Below are 18,210 nucleotides of genomic sequence, written 5' to 3'. Positions count from 1 at the left end.
TTAACACTTCATGCCAGATTATCGATCAAAACGTTCGACTCATGGACGAAATATGGCGGGAGCTCGCGCACTGTGGAGAGCGACCGGCGTTAAAGATGATGACTTTGGAAAGCCAATCATTGCCGTTTGTAATTCCTTCACGCAATTTGTTCCCGGCCATGTTCACTTAAAAGATCTTGGGCAACTCGTTGCTTCTGAGATAGAACTCGCAGGTGGCATTGCGAAAGAGTTTAATACGATAGCGGTTGATGACGGTATTGCCATGGGGCACGATGGAATGCTGTACAGTTTACCTTCGCGAGAAATTATTGCTGATTCCGTTGAGTATATGGTCAATGCTCATTGCGCTGATGCGATGGTTTGCATTTCAAACTGCGACAAGATTACGCCGGGTATGTTGATGGCCGCTATGCGCCTTAATATTCCAACCATATTTGTCTCTGGCGGACCCATGGAGGCGGGTAAAACTCGACTGTCTCAGCTCGATGTGAAAATCGATTTAGTGGACGCCATGGTTGCCGCAGCCGATGATCGAGTATCCGACGGTGACCTCGCAAAAATTGAGCGCAGTGCTTGTCCAACGTGTGGCTCTTGTTCTGGTATGTTTACGGCGAATTCAATGAACTGCTTAACAGAAGCGCTTGGGTTAGCCCTTCCTGGAAATGGAACGCTATTAGCGACGCATCGCTTACGAGAGCAATTGTTTCGCAAGGCTGGACAAACGATTGTCTCCTTAACGGAACGTTATTATAAGCACAATGATAATAGTGTGTTGCCTCGTTCGATCGCAAACCGAACCAGTTTTGTGAATGCAATGAGAGTTGATATCGCCATGGGGGGCTCGTCTAACACTGTGTTGCATTTACTTGCCGCTGCCCATGAAGGTGAAGTACCTTTTTCAATGGCTGATATCGACCATTTGTCTCGAGAGACACCGCATTTGTGCAAGGTGGCACCGAGTACCAAAGAGTATCATATGGAGGATGTTCATCGCGCCGGTGGCATAATGGCGATCATGCAAGAGCTGTTTAATGCTGGATTAATTAATGGTGAGCAAACCTGTGTTTCAGGTGTTACTTTAAAAGAACAGTTAAACGAATTTTCTGTGATCAGTGAAACGGCATCGAGCTTTTACCGAGCAGGGCCTGCTGGAATTCCTACTCAGAAAGCGTTTAGTCAAGATTACTATTATGAAAGCGTTGATTCCGACCGTCGGCATGGTTGCATTCGTTCGACAGACTTTGCATTCAGTCAAGATGGCGGTTTGGCCGTTTTAAAAGGTAATTTGGCTGTTCGTGGTTGTATTGTGAAAACCGCCGGGGTAGCAACTGAGTTGCTTACCTTTACTGGACCCGCAAAAGTGTTCGAATCACAAGATGCCGCGGTAGAAGCCATATTAAATGATCAAGTTGAAGCCGGGGACGCTGTCATTATTCGCTATGAAGGACCAAAGGGTGGACCCGGTATGCAAGAAATGTTGTATCCAACCAGCTATTTAAAGTCGAAAGGACTTGATAAAGACTGCGCTCTGATTACCGACGGTCGATTTTCAGGTGGAACTTCCGGATTATCCATTGGTCATATTTCTCCAGAAGCAGCGGCGCAAGGCACGATTGCTTTGGTGGAAAATGGCGATCTGATTCGAATTGATATCCCTAAGCGAGAAATTCAGTTAGCGGTTTCTGAGGCTGAGCTTGAACAACGTAGACAAAAACTCGAACAGAATCAGTCATGGCAACCATTAAATCGTCAGCGGAATGTCTCGCAAGCGTTACGTCATTATGCCGCATTTGTGAGTAGTGCTGACGAAGGAGCGGTTAGAAAGCTGCCTTAGTTAGGAGGTTATCTTAATTAGAAAGTTACCTTAATTAGAAAGTTACCTAAGTTAAAAAGCTGTCTTAGTTACAAAGATGCCTTAGTGGATACCTATTTTGGTTCAGCCGAGCGCAGATTATCGAGTGCAGAATATTAAGTGTCCTAGCGTCAAATTAATGACGGACAGCAATCTTCTTTTTTAGAAGGCATTTGTCTGAGCCGTTTTCATGAATGTACTATTTTTGCTTCTGATGATTTGTTCACAAACACACAAAAAATTAGTGATTGTTGTAAAAGGTTTTACAAAAAGTATGTTAAGAGCAATGGCTCAATGTTAGAATTAGCGCCGAAAAAAAGTCTGCCAAGTAAATAAGAAGTTGAGGTTTTCAATGAAGCATTTGATTATTTTTGCCCTAGGGATGTTAACGCAAAAGGCAACCGCCTCGGATGACGCGACTGAGTCACCTTGGAAAGGTAAAGCTGAACTGGGCGTGGTTAACTCTAACGGTAACACTAACACCAGCTCTAGCAATGGTAAGTTCAATTTGGTTTATGATGCAGAGAAGTGGAAGCAAGAATTTCGAGTTGAAACTTATAAAGCGGAATCTGAAGTCGAAGAGAATGGTGTCGATGTCATGAAGAAGACGGCAGACAGAACCTATTTCTTTTCAAAGACTGACTACAAGTTTTCACAAAAGTCGTACGCTTATGTTCTTTTAGATTATGCGGATGAGAACTTCACCAGCTATGATTACATTGGTAACTTCTCGCTGGGTTTTGGACGTTCATTTATTAAAGATAAAGAAACCGAGTTAGAAGGCGAGATCGGTTACGGTTTGCGTCGTTATCAAGAGAAGCAAGAGATTCTAGCCGAAGAAGAAGAAGTGGCTCGATTGGCGGGAGCGTTCAAGCAGAAGGTTTCTGATAATGCTAATTTCCAACAAGAAATTGTTGCTGAGTTTGGTAAAGACTTCGACGTTTATAAGTCAATTACGGCTTTAACCGTTAATATTAATTCTTCAATGGCTTTGAGTGTTGGTTATGAAGTTCAGCACACAACCGAAGTCGATGAAGGGTTTGAAAAAACCGATTCAAAGACAACCGTCAACCTAGTTTACAACTTTCTATAGCCATATTGGCTGACTGAATCAGCAGCCATCCGTTACAGGCTAGTAAGACAAAAGGCCGCGTTTGCTTAGCAAATGCGGCTTTTTTTATTCTAATTTGCAGCTTCTTGAAACTTAAAGCGCTAAGCCAATCAGTAGCGGAGATTGTTTTCGAAAATTTATCGTGCCGCCTGAGAGTCAGCTATACTTATTCGTTGAATCTAGCTGAGTCTAAATTAATTCTATATGTTCAAAAAAGTCGCAATCGAGCAATTATCTGTTGGTATGTATGTTGAGGCAGTCGCTGAGTCTAAAGCCGGTGGCTCTGCTACAAAAGTTATTCAAAAAGGCATTATTAAATCGACAGAAACCATCGAAAAGTTGGGTAAGCTGGGTATCTCAAGCCTTATCATCGACACCGCAAAATCAATTGGTGACAATCAACAGCCGACCACTCATCCGGCTGCTAGTCCGAGAGTCAAAAAGACGCGCTCGTTCAGTGATAAATTAAACGACGCGCAAGCGATGTACCTTCGGGCTAAAGAGCTGCAAGCCCAGGCAATGGATAATATATATGAAGGTAAGTCATTGAATTTAGAAGGATTCGTTGAACTTTCTGACGAATTTGTCGACAGTTTATTTGATGACCCAGATGCTTTATTGTGTGTTTCGATGATGAAGAATAAAGATGATTATTTACTCGAACACTCAATCAATGTCGCTTTGTTGTTAGGCGCGTTCGCAGGCTATTTGAAAATGCCAGAAAAGGACGTCAAGTCGCTGATTTTAGGTGGTTTTTTACATGATATTGGTAAGGTGAAAATTGCCGATGAGATTCTTAAAAAGCCGGGGCGGTTAACGCCTGAGGAATACCAAGTCATGCAGCGACATGTGGAGTATGGAGAAGCGGCGGTCGAGGGCTTACAAGGGCTTCCTGACATTGCAAGACAGGTCATGCTACAGCATCATGAAAAACTCAATGGAAATGGCTACCCAAGAGGGTTAGACAAAGACAGTATTTCGCTTTATGGGAAAATGGCAGCAATTGCCGATTGTTACGATGCGATTACGTCCACTCGATGCTACAAAGATGGCGAGGTCTCTGGAAGGGCCTTCAAGATACTACTGAACGATTCAGGATCACATTTCGATGCCGGGTTGGTGGGAAAATTTATTAAATGCATTGGTGTGTATCCGGTAGGGACAGTCGTTGCATTGAAGTCTGGGCGTTTAGGGATTGTGCTGCGACGAAATAAGCAAAACCCGTTAAGGCCACTTGTACGGGTATTTTATAACCTCCGCCACAAGCATTATATTGAAGCCAAAGAAGTCGACCTATCACGCGCTTATGAGGACGATGAAATTGAGAAAAGTATGCGTGGAGAGTCGCTCGATATCGACGTACCTAAGTACTTTAAAGAGTTTTTATTTAGTTAAATAGTCCTTGAAGAATAATGCTTTTGATTTATCTTCATTATCCACCTACAGTAGTAGTAACTCTTTGAAAAGAATATTGAAAGTGCTCATTTATGACCATATCTGTGACTGTTTGCGATGACTCGACCTTAGCTCGGAAGCAAATCGCTCGTAGCTTGCCCGAAAACTGGGATATCGAGCTGACCTTTGCTGAGAATGGCGTCGAAGGCTTAGAACAGGTTCGTGCAGGCCGTGCTGAGGTTTTGTTCCTTGATCTGACCATGCCAGAGATGGATGGCTATCAAGTACTTGAGCACATTTTTAATGAGCAATTACAATCGATGGTTATCGTCGTTTCTGGAGATATCCAGGCGGAAGCTCGAGAACGCGTTCTGTCGTTAGGGGCGTTGGCCTTCATTAAAAAGCCAGCCGACGCAGATCAGATCGCAATGATACTTGATGAGCATGATCTGCTCGGCGTTCAATCTTCGAGTTCCAATGCCGATATTATTGATGCGATTGTCCATACACCCATTCCACTTCGAGATAGTTACCAAGAGATAGCAAACGTTGCGATGGGGCAAGCCGCAGAGCTGCTTGCAAAGCTATTGGATGCCTTTGTTGTTCTACCCATTCCGAACGTTAATACCATTGAGGTAGGAGACTTGCAGATGACGCTGCAGGCCATTGAGCGTCATGGCACAGTGTCTTCCGTTTGCCAGGGCTTTATTGGTAATGGCGTCGCGGGCGAGGCTTTGTTGATATTTAATGACTCCAGTTTCAAAGACATTGCCAAGCTAATGCGCTTTGAAGGGAATATGGATGAGAACGTCGAGTTAGAGCTATTAATGGACATTGCCAGTATTCTGATTGGAGCGTTTTTGAAAGCATTTGCCGATCAACTCGACATGCAATTTAGTCAGGGGCATCCCATTGTTTTAGGTCAACACTGCAATATTGCAGAGCTGATAAAGCCAGAAAATGTAAGTTGGAAAGAAACTTTGGCGATTGAAATTCTGTATACGATTGAAGGTTATAGTGTAAATTGTGAGCTGTTGATTCTTTTTTGTGAAGATTCAATCGAAGAACTTAACCATAGGGTGTCTTATTACTCATCATGAGCAGAAGCGAATTAGATAAGAACGAGATAGACGGTTTGCATTGGATGATGGATATGCTGACCAATGTCGACGTAGGATTAGTCGTACTAGACTCGGCTTACTGCATACAGATGTGGAATCGCTTTATGCACGACCACTCTGGCAAGTCAGACTTGCAAGTAAAAGGCATGAGCATCTTTGATGTTTTTCCTGAAGTGCCTGAAGCTTGGTTTAAACATAAGATTGACTCGGTGTTTTTATTGAAAAGCCGGGCCTTTAGCACTTGGGAACAGCGGCCGTATTTATTCCGTTTTAAAAACTATCGACCGATCACTGGTACCGAAGACACTATGTATCAAAATGCGACCATGATTCCACTCATGTCATCAGACGGAGATGTTAATCATGTGTGTTTGCTAATTTATGACGTGACCGACGTAGCCACCAGTAAAAAAGAGCTGACTCGGTTGAACTCAGAACTGGAAAGCCTGAGTCGAACTGATCGCTTGACTCAGCTCTATAATCGCGGCTTTTGGGAAGAAAGCTTTCAAGGAGAGTTTGACCGTTGTATGCGTTATAAACATGTGTCGAGCGCATTGATTTTTGATATTGATCACTTTAAATCGGTTAATGATACCTTTGGCCATCAAGCCGGCGATGAAGTAATTCGACAAACAGCTAAGACACTCAAAGACATGGTTAGAAAGTCGGATATTCCCGGGCGATATGGCGGGGAAGAGTTTGTGGTATTTTTACCGAACACACCAGCTGACAATGCGTTAATTTTTGCCGAACGATTGCGTAAAAGAATCGAAGCGCTTAAAGTAAGTTATGAAGGTAAACCCATTCCTTTTACCGTTAGTATTGGAATTTGTGAGTTTAGTGAAAAAATGCCAAGTCACGAAAAGTGGATTGAAATGGCCGATCAAGCGTTATATCAAAGTAAAGAGGGTGGCCGCAATCAAACCAACATTAAGCAGTATAGCTAAATCGAATCCCCGCAAGCGCAAATCTGTAATTTCCGGAAGTGAGTCTCACTCCTCTAGCTAATCCTAGTAAATTGTTTACTTAGCAGTGACATAGGTAGCTATGATTCGCTATGATTGAACCGATTTCTAAATAGCCTTTAGTTAAGGCATATTAAGGCGCAAGAAGTGCCCGACAAGTGTTCGAAAATCAGTCACATCGTTTGCGCACATAGGGTACGTATTAATTCTACCAATCACTGTTAATTGGAAAAATCTATGTCACAAAAAGTTACTGCGAGTGTGCATCCTGCTGGAAGTTTAGACGTCTTATCAAAGTATGAAGTTAGTCTATTAACTGATCCAGCGCATAAACCATTAAAAGACATATTTAGATTGTGTGCTTTGGCAGTTTTGAATACTGGAAGCGATAGTGATAATAGCCAAGAAATTTTAAACGCGCATAAAGACTTTGAAGTTGAGATATTGCAAAATGACCGTGGTGTTAAACTTAAGGTTATTAACGCACCTGCGAGTGCATTCGTCGATGGAGAAATGATCCGCGGGATTCAAGAGCATTTGTTTTCAACGTTGAGAGATCTCATCTATTCCCATCAGCAGGTTTTACACAGTGGCCGTTTCGATTTATCAAGTAGTGAAGATATCACCAGTGCGAATTTTCATATTTTACGTAATGCGGGGGTACTCAACCCCGTCAATACACTCAATTTAGTGGTATGTTGGGGCGGCCATGCGATCAGTCGTGAAGAGTATGACTATACTAAAGAAGTTGGCTATCAATTAGGCTTACGCAATTTTGATATTTGTACCGGATGCGGTCCTGGTGCAATGAAAGGGCCAATGAAAGGTGCGGCTGTTGCGCACGCAAAACAGCGAATTTTAGATTCTCGTTTCATCGGAATTAGTGAGCCAGGAATTATCGCCGCTGAAGCGCCCAACCCGATTGTAAACAAGCTGGTTATCATGCCTGACATTGAAAAGCGGCTCGAAGCCTTTGCTCGACTTGGGCATGCGATTGTCGTTTTTCCTGGCGGAGTGGGTACAGCAGAGGAGTTGTTTTACCTTCTTGGACTATTGTTACATCCAAAAAATATCGACATGCCATTCCCAGTCATTTTAACTGGCCCAGAGAAAAGCCAAGACTATTTCTTATCCATTCGTGAATTCGTTTTAAAAACGCTGGGTGAGACCGCGGCACAAAAAATTCAAATCATTATCAACGACCCTGAAAAAGTCGCTCAAGTGATCTCTCAAGACGTTAAACCCGTTCGCGAGTACAGAAAGCAAAACAACGATGCGTTCTTCTTTAATTGGCAGCTACATATCCCTGAATCTTTTCAACAGCCGTTTAGCGCCACACATGACGATATGGCGAGTTTAAATTTGTCGCAGCAACAACCTTTACATGAATTAGCAGCCAATATTCGTCGAGCTTTCTCTGGAATTGTTGCGGGAAATGTTAAAGCCGAAGGCATTGCGGCTATTTCTCAATTTGGACCGTTTAAGCTAAAAGGTGATCAAGAAATTATGGCGGAACTTGATCGCGTTCTTCGTTCATTTGTCGAACAAAAAAGAATGAAAATAGGCGATGAAGAATATCATCCGTGCTACCAGTTAGTTTAAGACGCTAGGTATGGTAATTTTATAAAGAAAATATAAAAGGTAATTTATGAAAGGCATTGTGAAAACAATTATATTTCAGTTTGCAGTATTCAGTGTGATTGCATGTACTCCAATTGAAAAACAAGTTCAGGTTAAACACGACTCTGCACCAGAAAATAAAGTCGCACCAATCTCTGTCGCGGATGAAATGACCTATGCCAACGTGAATGACGTACGTGTTAAGCATGTTGATTTAACGCTTACAACAGACTTCAAGTCAAAAAAGTTATCGGGTACTGCTGAGTTACAACTAGTGTGGTTGAGAGAATCAACTACAACCATCAAGCTCGATACACGAGATTTGACAATATCGGATGTACGTTATTGGCATAAAAATGCTTGGCTTCCTGGCCAATTTTCTCTTCAAGATGCCGATCCAGTGAAAGGAGCGGCATTAGTCATCGAGCTTCCGGTGGCTGCAGACAAAGTTATGGTTGAATACGCTACATCACCAAAAGCATCGGGCTTGCAGTGGCTCGACAAGGAACAAACCGCAGGGAAACAACATCCCTTTATGTACAGCCAATCGCAAGCGATTCATGCCCGTAGTTGGATCCCAATTCAAGACACGCCAGCTGTTCGAGTTACTTATTCAGCAAAGATAACCACTCCAAGTCCTCTAACGGCAGTAATGAGTGCTACATCGAATGGAAAAGTAGGAACCGCTTTTGAGTTCTCAATGCCGCAGCCGATTCCTGCTTATTTAATTGCAATTGCGGTCGGAGAATTAGAATACCAAGCAATGTCACGACAGACGGGGATCTGGGCCGAGCCAAGTGTATTAGCAAGCGCTGTTGCGGAGTTTGATGATACACAGGCAATGATTGATGCTACCGAAAAACTTTACGGACCGTATCGATGGCAGCAGTATGACTTATTGATTTTACCGCCGGCTTTTCCTTTTGGTGGTATGGAGAACCCAAGATTATCTTTTATCACTCCAACGGTTATTGCCGGTGATAAAAGCTTAGTCAATTTAATTGCACATGAGTTAGCGCATTCGTGGTCAGGAAACTTAGTGACCAATGCGACTTGGAACGATCTTTGGCTTAATGAAGGGTTTACTAGTTATGTTGAAAACCGAATTATGGAAGAGGTTTTTGGTGAGCAACGAGCGGTAATGGAGCAGTGGTTGAGTGTAGCGGGTTTAAAGCGGGATTTAAAAGCATTGCCAGCAGCCGATACTCGGTTACGTATTGAGTTGAAAGGGCGTGATCCTGACGATGCATTTTCTGATGTTCCTTACGTAAAAGGTCATATGTTTTTGTTGTATTTAGAGCAAGCATTTGGTCGTGACAAATTTGATCCCTTTATTCGCTATTACTTTGATAAATATGCTTTTCAGTCGATTTCGACGGATCAGTTTGTGAAAGAATTAAACTCGCAGTTATTAAACAAATACCCGGGAATTGTCTCGTTAGAAACGGTGAATCAATGGATCGATCAGCCAGGTCTTCCCGAGTCGTCACCTAATCCTCAAAGTGATGCTTTTGTAAAGGTACAACAGTATCAACAAGCGTGGTTGAATAGAAACCTAGCAACCGCGGCACTAAAACAAGTCAACTGGACGGTCCATGAGTGGTTGTACTTCATCGAGATTTTGCCGGCTAACTTAACCATGACACAAATGCGTGAACTCGATCGACAACTTGGGTTCACTCAATCAACCAATGCTGAAATTCAATTTGCTTGGTTTCGATACGCTATTTCGCAAGATTATGTTGCCGTTGAACCTGCGGTAAAAACATTTCTTCAATCAGTTGGAAGAAAAAAGTTTATCGTTCCTTTGTATCAATTATTGGCGGAATCATCGACGAGAGAGTATGAATGGGCGAAAGGAATTTATGCTGAAGCGCGGGCGACCTATCACCCGATGGCTCAGTCATCAATCGACCCGATATTCAAACAAAAATAAATGAGCGCAATGCGCTCATGAAGTGAGGAGAGGTACGGACTTTTCATTTTATTGTGCTTCGGGGCGGGCTTTCCCTGCTGCCCCTGAAGAATGAATGCACACAAATTAACCAAATTGTCGTCGTTCAGCAAGGTATAGGTTTGTGGCTATCCTGTGGATAACTTGTTAATCCCATTTTCATCTCAAAATTTAGATATTGAATCACTGAACTAAAAATACAGTCATTGCTTACCAGTAATAGCTTTGATGGTAAGTTCTTTTAGCTCTCAAAAGCTGCCACAGTTGATGGGTGCTTATTGAAAGGAAAGTGATTGATGTTCAGGAAGAGCAAATTTACCGAAAGTCTCGCGATAACTAAGCGGTTCCGTTTTCTCCGAAAAGATACAAAAACTCAAAAGTGCGTTTGGCAACGGCCATTCCTTTGGTTGGTACTTTTGATGTCGATAAACAAGGCTCTGCTATCGGCGCAAGAGTCTAACAGTCTCTATCGCTGGAAGGACGAAAAGGGCGTGTGGCATTTCTCTGCAACACCGCCAAATCATCAGGCTGTAAAAGCTGAAGCTAGAGTCGAAGTGCCTGTTGTTGAGTTTAAAAAGCAAAAGCAGTTAACAAAGCTACCAAAAGTGTCAGCAACTCGAGGTGCTGGAAAATTAAAGCGATCAAGACAACGATGTTCAAATTTGTCCAAAAAGATTAAAAAATTAAACAGGGATCTTGAACGAGTGCTAGGAGAAAGCAAAACACGGAAGAAGTTGCGTGATTTACGTTGGAAGAAATTGACGGAGTGTTAAGAGAAAGGTGTGGCTGGTACAGCCACACCTTTGACGATTAAGCGCTGAAGTTAGATGCAGCGAAATCCCAGTTTACAAGATTCCAGAACGCTTCTAGATATTTTGGACGAGCGTTACGGTAATCGATGTAGTAAGCGTGCTCCCAAACATCAACCGTTAACAAAGGCGTAATACCTTCTTCTGTCAATGGGCAGCCAGCGTTAGAAGTGTTCATAATGTCTAAACTGCCATCGGCTTTTTTAACCAACCAAGTCCAACCTGAACCAAAGTTAGTTGCTGCAGATTGAGAAAATTTAGATTTGAAGTCTTCGAAACTTCCAAATGCTGAATTGATAGCATCGGCTAGAGCGCCCTCTGGAGCACCGCCGCCGTTTGGACTCATACTGTTCCAGTAGAAGGTATGGTTCCAAACCTGCGCTGCATTGTTGAAAATGCCTCCAGACGACTTTTTGATGATGTCTTCTAAAGAAGCGTTTGCAAATTCAGTCCCTTCAACCAAGTTATTTAGGTTTACCACGTAAGTATTGTGATGCTTGCCGTAGTGAAACTCTAGAGTTTCTTCTGAAATGGTTGGCGCTAATGCATCTTTTGCATAGGGAAGAGGTGGTAATTCAAAAGCCATAGTCAAAGCTCCTTCAATCCGTAGTCGTTAAGTTAATTGAGTGGTATTTCTCAGAGCGGTTATTGTAGTCATATTGCCCTCACAATGTTAGGCCTTTTTGGCATTAATCGGAAAAATGGATTAAAAAACCCCTAGAAAATAAAGGGTTAATAGCGCTTTAGCGGTAATTTTCTTGGATAAACACTGGCGAAAGAACACGAGGTTGATTAAGATCGGCGCATTCAATTCATTATTAATTTTATCGAGGTTCAAATGGAAACTCTTGATCGTATCAAACAACAAATCGCTGAGAATGATATTTTAATTTATATGAAAGGCTCGCCTAAGCTACCAATGTGTGGTTTCTCAGCGCAAGCGGTGCAAGCACTGATGCAGTGTGGAGAAGAGTTTGCTTATGTCGATATCTTAGAGAATCCGGATATTCGTTCGGAACTTCCTAACTATGCAAACTGGCCAACGTTTCCACAACTTTGGGTGAAAGGGGAGCTCATCGGTGGTTGTGATATTATTTTAGAAATGTTTCAGAAAGGTGAGCTACAGAGCGTTATAAAAGAAGCTCGAGGCGCCTAATTCATTCCAAGATTGAATGAAGCAGATAAAAAAAGCCGCGATTGCGGCTTTTTTTATGCATTTTATTTTCGAATAGTTCAGCCAGTGGCTTAAAAAATAACTCGAACGGTAGTGTTTAATTTAGGCGACGTTAGTGAAAGCCACTTTCGGCGCGACCCATTGCTCGAGTAGTTGGCGTGCAGTTTGTCCACATCGCCCGCAGTCTCCGGCAATGCCGAGCTCTACCTTGAGGCTACGCATACAGCGAGCTTTGCCTTCTTGAATGGCTTGTTTTACATCTGAGTCGGTGATACCGCGACAAACACAAACGTACATTAGAGTGGTCTCATTAACTTAACTGTGGCTAAGCTAATCTAAATGAGAATGATTGTCAATATAATTGTTATTCGTTCGTTGAGATATTTTTCAATCGATAAAAGCGATTACTTTTAAAATGCTTTCCCCAGTCAGTTCACAGTTGTTTATAATGCTTGCGCAAATTAACCTAACAATTGGAGAACAACATGGGTGTTTTAGTTGGAAGAGAAGCGCCGGATTTCAATGCGGCTGCCGTATTGGGTAACGGAGAAATCGTAGATAACTACAACTTCAAAGAAGCGACTAAAGGCAAATATGCCGTGGTATTTTTCTACCCCTTAGATTTTACCTTTGTCTGTCCTTCGGAGTTGATCGCTTTTGATCATCGTTTAGAAGAGTTCAAAAAACGTGGCGTTGAAGTGATTGGCGTTTCAATCGACTCTCAGTTTAGCCATAATGCATGGCGAAACACGCCTGTTGAGAAAGGCGGAATTGGAGAGGTTGGTTACACCTTAGTTGCTGATGTTAAACATAACATCTGCCAAGCATACGATGTTGAGCACCCAGAAGCTGGTGTGGCTTTCCGAGCGTCTTTCTTAATCGACCAAGCGGGCCAAGTACGTCATCAAGTGGTTAACGATTTACCGTTGGGCCGTAACATTGATGAAATGCTACGTATGGTAGATGCGCTTCAATTTACTGAGAAACACGGCGAAGTATGTCCTGCAGGTTGGAAAGATGGCGACAAAGGCATGACTGCGACTCCAGACGGTGTTGCGGCTTACCTCTCGACTGAGTCAGACAAGCTGTAATCTGCCAGTTACTTTTAAAAAGCGCCTTTTTAGGCGCTTTTTTTATGCCTGATTGTCTTTAGACAGCTCTTTTGGCTCTTCTTTTGACGCCAAAGGCCAGCCACCCAGTGTTTTGAATCGATTGACCATTTGGCAAAACAATTGTGCTGTTTTTTCAGTATCGTAAAGCGCTGAGTGTGCTTGTTGATTATCGAACTCAATTTCTGCTGTTTGGCAAGCTTTGGCAAGCACTGTTTGTCCCAAGCAAAGCGCTGCTAGGGTAGCTGTGTCGAAAGTTGAAAATGGATGAAAGGGGTTGCGCTTTATATTATTTCTCTCGGTTGCCGCTTTGATGAAGCCCAGATCAAAGGTCGGATTATGGCCCACGAGAATCGAGCGCTGACAATGCGCCGATTTTTGTTGGTGCCGGACAAACTTGAATAACTCCTTAATGACTTTCGATTCTTCAATCGCTCCGCGAAGAGGGTTAAAAGGGTCGATGCCTGTCACTTCTAGAGCTGCAGGTTCCAAATTGGCGTCTTCAAAAGGCTCAACGTGTTCGTGAAATTTCTGGTCGATAACCAAATTATCGTCTTCATCAAACTTAAGTGTTATCGCTGCGACTTCAAGTAATGCGTCGGTCTGATGATTAAAGCCACCAGTTTCTACATCCACAACGACGGGAAAGAACCCTCTGAATCTTTTTTCTAGCATTGCCACACCTTTCACTTCGAAGGCGCTATTGTTACCGATCGGCGTAGCAACCTCCAGTATTGAGTTAATTTTCTTGGAATAAAGTTTAAGTCGGCGTGTTTAACGCCGATATCTACTACAGATAAGAGTATTAATTGAATGACTATGCCGGGGGCGTCTGAAAGACTGACAAAAATGGGTAGAAAAATTGCGATTGGATTTCTTTTAATTGTTACGCAAGCGGTCAATGCCGGATTTCGAGTGTATCAGGCAGAGATCGATGAATCGAAATGGACGTTCGAAGGCAATCCTGTGCAATGTCGTCTACAACACAATATACCCACCTATGGAGAGGCAGTGTTTTTCTCTCGCGCTAGCCGAACGCCTAACATGTCGTTTGTGTTAGACAGTAAGCGCAGTCGCTTGAAAACAGATTCTCTAATTGATGTGCAAGCGCTGGCTCCTCAGTGGCAGCCGGGTGTTAGAGCTCGGGCTCTTAATGATGTGTCGGCGATTCCCGGTGAAAAAACGCTGAACGTTGTGGATGAAGACGCTTGGAAACTGCTCGTGAACCTAGAACAAGGTATGAATCCTGCCTTCTCGTATCGCGCCTTTGACGACCGTTCTGATCGTGTCTCAATAGCGTTATCGGCAGTCAACTTTAAAATGGTGTACGAAAATTTTCTCGATTGTGTCGAACAGCTTTTGCCTTACGATTTTCGCGAGATTCAATACACCATGGTGCATTTTGACTTCGATCGTTCGCAGTTGTCACCATCAGATAAAGCGAAACTTGACGTGCTATCTGAGTTTATAAAGTACGATCCAGACATTCAAGTTGTGTTGGTAGAAGGGCATACCGATAGTATTGCGTTTCGTCGATACAATAAAAAGCTCGGGCAAAGACGCGCCAATGTCGTGAAGCAGTACCTATTAGAAAAAGGTGTTAGTAGCCAGAAAATTATGGCGGTATCGCACGGAGAGCGACGACCCCTTGAAAGTAATCATACGGCAGAGGGACGGGCGATGAATCGTCGCGTGTTTGTCACGCTCGATAGACGTATCCGGTAAACTACTCAACTTTATCTTTGTACTCACAGAGATCTTCTATGATGCAAGAACCACAGCGTGGTTTGCGTGCTAGGCAGGTATAACGACCGTGTAGAATTAGCCAGTGGTGGGCGTCAATTAGAAATTCTTTGGGTACAAATTTAAGCAGCTTTTTCTCGACTTCTAATACCGTCTTTCCTGGCGCAATTTTAGTTCGATTTGAGACTCGAAAAATATGAGTATCAACCGCCATGGTAGGTTGGCCAAACGCTGTATTTAATACAACATTTGCCGTTTTGCGGCCAACACCAGGCAGTGCTTCAAGGGCTTCGCGAGTTTCAGGGATGGTCGAGTTATGCTGCTCAACTAGTGCTTTACAGGTTTTAATGACATTTTCTGCTTTAGAGTTAAACAGGCCAATGGTCTTAATGTAGGGCTTTAAACCTTCTACACCAAGTGCGTAAATGGCCTCAGGTGTATTTGCAACTGGATAAAGTTTTCGAGTGGCTTTGTTGACGCTAACATCGGTCGCTTGTGCAGACAGTATGACAGCGATCAGCAATTCAAACGGATTTGAGTATTCTAGCTCTGTTTTAGGGCTAGGGTTTTCTTGCGAAAACCGTTGAAAAATAAGGGTTCGTTTTTCTTTATTCATTGCATGGTTCTACTGTCGTTTAAAATAATTTATCGAGAACGAGTTTGCCTTGGTGAACAACGCCGACGCAAGGATTTGCACCAATAGCGTAGGATAAATCAGCAGGCTGTTGGATATCCCAGACAGCAAAGTCGGCGTGTTTACCCACTTCTATTGTACCTACCTGATCGAGTAATCCTAATGCTTTCGCGGCATTGATTGTGACTCCTCGAAGCGCTTCCTCGGGAGTCATTTGAAACAGGGTACAAGCCATATTTAAAATAAGCAGGATAGAGGTGCAAGGAGAGCTGCCCGGATTGCAGTCGGTCGCCAGAGCAATGGGAACCTGTTGTTCTCGCAATGCTTGAATCGGTGGAAGCTTGGTTTCTCTTAAAAAATAGAAAGCGGCGGGTAACAACACCGCTACCGTTTCGCTGTTCGATAGAGCATTAATGCCTTCGTTACTTAAATACTCTAGGTGATCAACAGACAAGGCTGAGTAACGAGTTGCTAGTTGAGTACCTTGTTGATCGGACAACTGCTCTGCATGAAGTTTCACTTTCATTCCAAGCTGCTGGGCGCTCTTAAAAAGCTTTTCAACTTGCTCGTAAGAAAAGCCAATGGTTTCACAAAACGCATCAACGGTGTCAGCGAGTTCTCGCTTTTTGATATCTGGCAGCAATACATCGCATAAATAATCAATGTATTCGTCTGCTTTTCCTTTGTATTCTGGAGGAACGGCATGGGCACCTAGAAAGGTAGGAACGATTGTCGCGGGCAATGCGTGTTGCAGTTGTTTAACCACCTCAAGCATTTTAATTTCTGTTGCTGCATCGAGTCCATATCCAGACTTTACTTCAAAGGTCGTCACGCCTTGATCGAGTAAATCTTGCGCGCGTTTCATCGCAGACTCTAACAGCTCCTCATGAGTCGCTGCCCGTGTAGCATTAACAGTGGATAAAATACCACCACCGCGTTTAGCAATTTCTTCATAACTTACGCCTTGGAGTCGTTGCTCAAACTCTGCACTTCGATTGCCTCCGTAAACAATGTGAGTATGGCAGTCGATTAAGCCAGGAGATATCCAACGCTGCTGTAAATCTGTGCATTGCGCGTTTGACTGCTCGATGCAACTTAACGTCTCGGAATCAAGTTTGCCAATCGCAACGATAGCGTTTTGTTTTACCGCAAGATATGCATTTTCTAGCGTACCGTAAGGGCGGTCATTCGCAAAGGTTATAATATTGGCGTTGAACCAAATACTATCTGCTTGCAATATGGCTTCTATAGATTGAGAGTTTGTCGACATAAGTTGATTTGTACTTGCGTATTAAAGACAGGCCTATTATGTTAGCGCGAACTAAGAATGACGGAAAGACCCGATGAAGATTTACGCCAAAAAGATACTTCTAACAACTGGATGGACAAGTGATGTCACTCTTGATATCGAGAACGGAGTCATTGCTGATATTTCCAATGAGAAAGTAGCCGGTGCGATGGTTGTTGAGCAGCCGATTGTACCAGGAATGGTTAACCTTCATTCGCATAGTTTTCAAAAAGCATTCGTCGGATTAACTGAGTTTAAAGCCAGCCAACAAGATTCATTTTGGAGTTGGCGAGATGCTATGTATCGTTTGTTACAAAAGGTAACTCCCGACGACCTTAAGGTCATTTCAGAGTACTTATATGGTGAAATGCTTCGGCATGGATATACTTCATGCGCTGAGTTTCATTATTTGCACAATCAAGCGAATGGCGTACCCTACGATGATCCAGCGGCCTGCTCACATGCCATTATTCAAGGCGCAAAAGCATCGGGCATATTACTTCGTCATTGTCCGGTTTTTTATCATTACAGCGGCTTTGGAGAAAAACCTCATGAGTCAGGGCAAAAGCCGTTTTTTAACACAGTAGAATCGTTTCAGCGCTTGTTAGAGGTTTTGCAGAAGGACTATCAGAATGATAGCCAAGTCGAATTTGGAGTAGCGCCTCACTCTTTACGAGCGGTTTCTAAACAACAACTGCATGAGTTGCTTGACTGGTGGAAGAGTGGACCTTTTCACATTCATATCGCAGAGCAAGAAAAAGAAGTGAATGAATGTGTTAGCTACTACGGAAAGCGCCCGGTAGAGTTTTTATTGCAGCAAGGTGATATTGGTGAACAATGGTGTTTTGTTCACGCGACTCATTTAACGGCGAGTGAAACCCGAGATCTCGCAAAGTCAGGCGTAGTCGCTGGGCTTTGCCCTGAAACCGAAGCCAATCTTGGTGACGGTATTTTTCCTGCGATTGATTACTTGTCCCACTCAGGCCGCTGGGGGATCGGGTCCGATAGTCATATTTGTATTTCGCCATGGCGTGAGCTGCGAACGCTTGAATATTCGCAACGATTTTTACATCGTCAACGAAATTTATTGGCTCAATCAGCGCTACCGCATGTAGGTCGATACTTGTGGGAAACGGCTGCTAATAATGGAAGCCAAGTGGTCCATCAGCAGACAGGCAAACTTGCGATTGGACAGCGAGCCGATTTCATTACTTTAAACACCGAACTGCCTGAGTTAACGGGACGAGACGACGATTTTCTATTAGACAGTGCTATTTTTGCGTGTAACGACAACCCGGTTCGTGATGTTATGGTGGCGGGGCAATGGCGAGTGCAACAAGGCGAATTGTTAAATCAACAAGACTCTGCTCAAAAATACCGACAAGTATTAAAGCGTTTATTGGAACAATAGTTGAGATCTGGCTAACGTATTGGA

Annotated in this window: 17 protein-coding genes; 12 read left to right on the top strand and 5 right to left on the bottom strand. The window is 43.2% G+C overall.

From position 1 onward, the window contains the following. The first annotated feature begins 10 nt into the window (after positions 1–10). From ilvD to Q9312_RS05300, 8 genes are all read left to right on the top strand, one after another. On the top strand, positions 11–1,834 hold the full coding sequence (gene ilvD / locus Q9312_RS05335; protein WP_309203553.1) for a dihydroxy-acid dehydratase: 1,824 nt from the start codon (positions 11–13) through the stop codon (positions 1,832–1,834). A gap of 370 nt (positions 1,835–2,204) precedes the next feature. After that, positions 2,205–2,945 carry a DUF481 domain-containing protein gene (locus tag Q9312_RS05330; protein WP_309203552.1) on the top strand — a complete coding sequence of 247 codons (741 nt, stop codon included), beginning with the start codon at positions 2,205–2,207 and terminating at the stop codon, positions 2,943–2,945. A gap of 222 nt (positions 2,946–3,167) precedes the next feature. After that, the gene (locus tag Q9312_RS05325; protein ID WP_309203551.1) at positions 3,168–4,358 is read left to right on the top strand and encodes a cyclic di-GMP phosphodiesterase; all 1,191 of its coding nucleotides are present in this window, start codon (positions 3,168–3,170) and stop codon (positions 4,356–4,358) included. A 92-nt stretch (positions 4,359–4,450) separates the two neighbouring features. Continuing rightward, complete coding sequence (locus tag Q9312_RS05320) at positions 4,451–5,458, top strand: response regulator (RefSeq protein ID WP_309203550.1); 1,008 nt, start codon at positions 4,451–4,453, stop codon at positions 5,456–5,458. Beyond that, the gene (locus tag Q9312_RS05315; protein ID WP_309203549.1) at positions 5,455–6,426 is read left to right on the top strand and encodes a GGDEF domain-containing protein; all 972 of its coding nucleotides are present in this window, start codon (positions 5,455–5,457) and stop codon (positions 6,424–6,426) included. Before Q9312_RS05320 ends, Q9312_RS05315 begins: the two co-directional genes overlap by 4 nt. A gap of 255 nt (positions 6,427–6,681) precedes the next feature. Next, positions 6,682–8,046, top strand: coding sequence for a nucleotide 5'-monophosphate nucleosidase PpnN (gene ppnN, locus Q9312_RS05310; RefSeq protein ID WP_309203548.1), 1,365 nt, complete (start codon positions 6,682–6,684; stop codon positions 8,044–8,046). 46 nt (positions 8,047–8,092) lie between these two features. After that, entirely contained in the window at positions 8,093–10,000 is a 1,908-nt protein-coding gene (locus Q9312_RS05305; protein ID WP_309203547.1) for a M1 family metallopeptidase, read from the top strand. A 437-nt stretch (positions 10,001–10,437) separates the two neighbouring features. After that, positions 10,438–10,791 (top strand): DUF4124 domain-containing protein, encoded by a 354-nt coding sequence (locus Q9312_RS05300; RefSeq protein WP_309203546.1) that lies wholly within the window; start codon positions 10,438–10,440, stop codon positions 10,789–10,791. Between the two features lie 37 nt (positions 10,792–10,828). Here Q9312_RS05300 and Q9312_RS05295 read toward each other — a convergent pair whose 3' ends face one another. After that, positions 10,829–11,413 (bottom strand): superoxide dismutase, encoded by a 585-nt coding sequence (locus Q9312_RS05295; RefSeq protein ID WP_309203545.1) that lies wholly within the window; start codon positions 11,411–11,413, stop codon positions 10,829–10,831. Between the two features lie 252 nt (positions 11,414–11,665). Between Q9312_RS05295 and grxD the strand changes: the two genes are divergently transcribed. Next, on the top strand, positions 11,666–11,983 hold the full coding sequence (gene grxD / locus Q9312_RS05290) for a Grx4 family monothiol glutaredoxin (protein WP_309203544.1): 318 nt from the start codon (positions 11,666–11,668) through the stop codon (positions 11,981–11,983). Positions 11,984–12,103: 120 nt separating this feature from the next. On the opposite strand, the gene Q9312_RS05285 is transcribed toward grxD, so the two are convergent. Beyond that, positions 12,104–12,298, bottom strand: a complete 195-nt coding sequence (locus Q9312_RS05285) for a (2Fe-2S)-binding protein (RefSeq protein ID WP_309203543.1) — start codon at positions 12,296–12,298, stop codon at positions 12,104–12,106. Between the two features lie 188 nt (positions 12,299–12,486). Between Q9312_RS05285 and Q9312_RS05280 the strand changes: the two genes are divergently transcribed. Continuing rightward, positions 12,487–13,092, top strand: a complete 606-nt coding sequence (locus tag Q9312_RS05280) for a peroxiredoxin (protein ID WP_309203542.1) — start codon at positions 12,487–12,489, stop codon at positions 13,090–13,092. Positions 13,093–13,134: 42 nt separating this feature from the next. Here Q9312_RS05280 and rnt read toward each other — a convergent pair whose 3' ends face one another. Further along, positions 13,135–13,785, bottom strand: coding sequence for a ribonuclease T (gene rnt / locus Q9312_RS05275; RefSeq protein WP_309203541.1), 651 nt, complete (start codon positions 13,783–13,785; stop codon positions 13,135–13,137). Positions 13,786–13,959: 174 nt separating this feature from the next. Here rnt and Q9312_RS05270 point away from each other — a divergent pair, with 174 nt between their 5' ends. Further along, on the top strand, positions 13,960–14,835 hold the full coding sequence (locus Q9312_RS05270) for a flagellar protein MotY (RefSeq protein WP_309203540.1): 876 nt from the start codon (positions 13,960–13,962) through the stop codon (positions 14,833–14,835). Position 14,836: 1 nt separating this feature from the next. Here Q9312_RS05270 and nth read toward each other — a convergent pair whose 3' ends face one another. Together nth and hutI are read right to left on the bottom strand one after the other, a co-directional pair. Next, positions 14,837–15,469, bottom strand: a complete 633-nt coding sequence (gene nth, locus Q9312_RS05265; RefSeq protein ID WP_309203539.1) for an endonuclease III — start codon at positions 15,467–15,469, stop codon at positions 14,837–14,839. A 19-nt stretch (positions 15,470–15,488) separates the two neighbouring features. Further along, complete coding sequence (hutI, locus tag Q9312_RS05260) at positions 15,489–16,757, bottom strand: imidazolonepropionase (protein ID WP_309203538.1); 1,269 nt, start codon at positions 16,755–16,757, stop codon at positions 15,489–15,491. A 73-nt stretch (positions 16,758–16,830) separates the two neighbouring features. Here hutI and Q9312_RS05255 point away from each other — a divergent pair, with 73 nt between their 5' ends. Next, the gene (locus tag Q9312_RS05255; protein ID WP_309203537.1) at positions 16,831–18,186 is read left to right on the top strand and encodes a formimidoylglutamate deiminase; all 1,356 of its coding nucleotides are present in this window, start codon (positions 16,831–16,833) and stop codon (positions 18,184–18,186) included. The last annotated feature ends 24 nt before the right edge of the window (positions 18,187–18,210 follow it).

Origin of the sequence: Pleionea litopenaei (assembly GCF_031198435.1) — a bacterium.
Taxonomy (GTDB): domain Bacteria; phylum Pseudomonadota; class Gammaproteobacteria; order Enterobacterales; family Kangiellaceae; genus Pleionea; species Pleionea litopenaei.
Note: the sequence above shows the minus strand (reverse complement) of the source record. Positions and strands in the feature narration are given on the sequence as shown.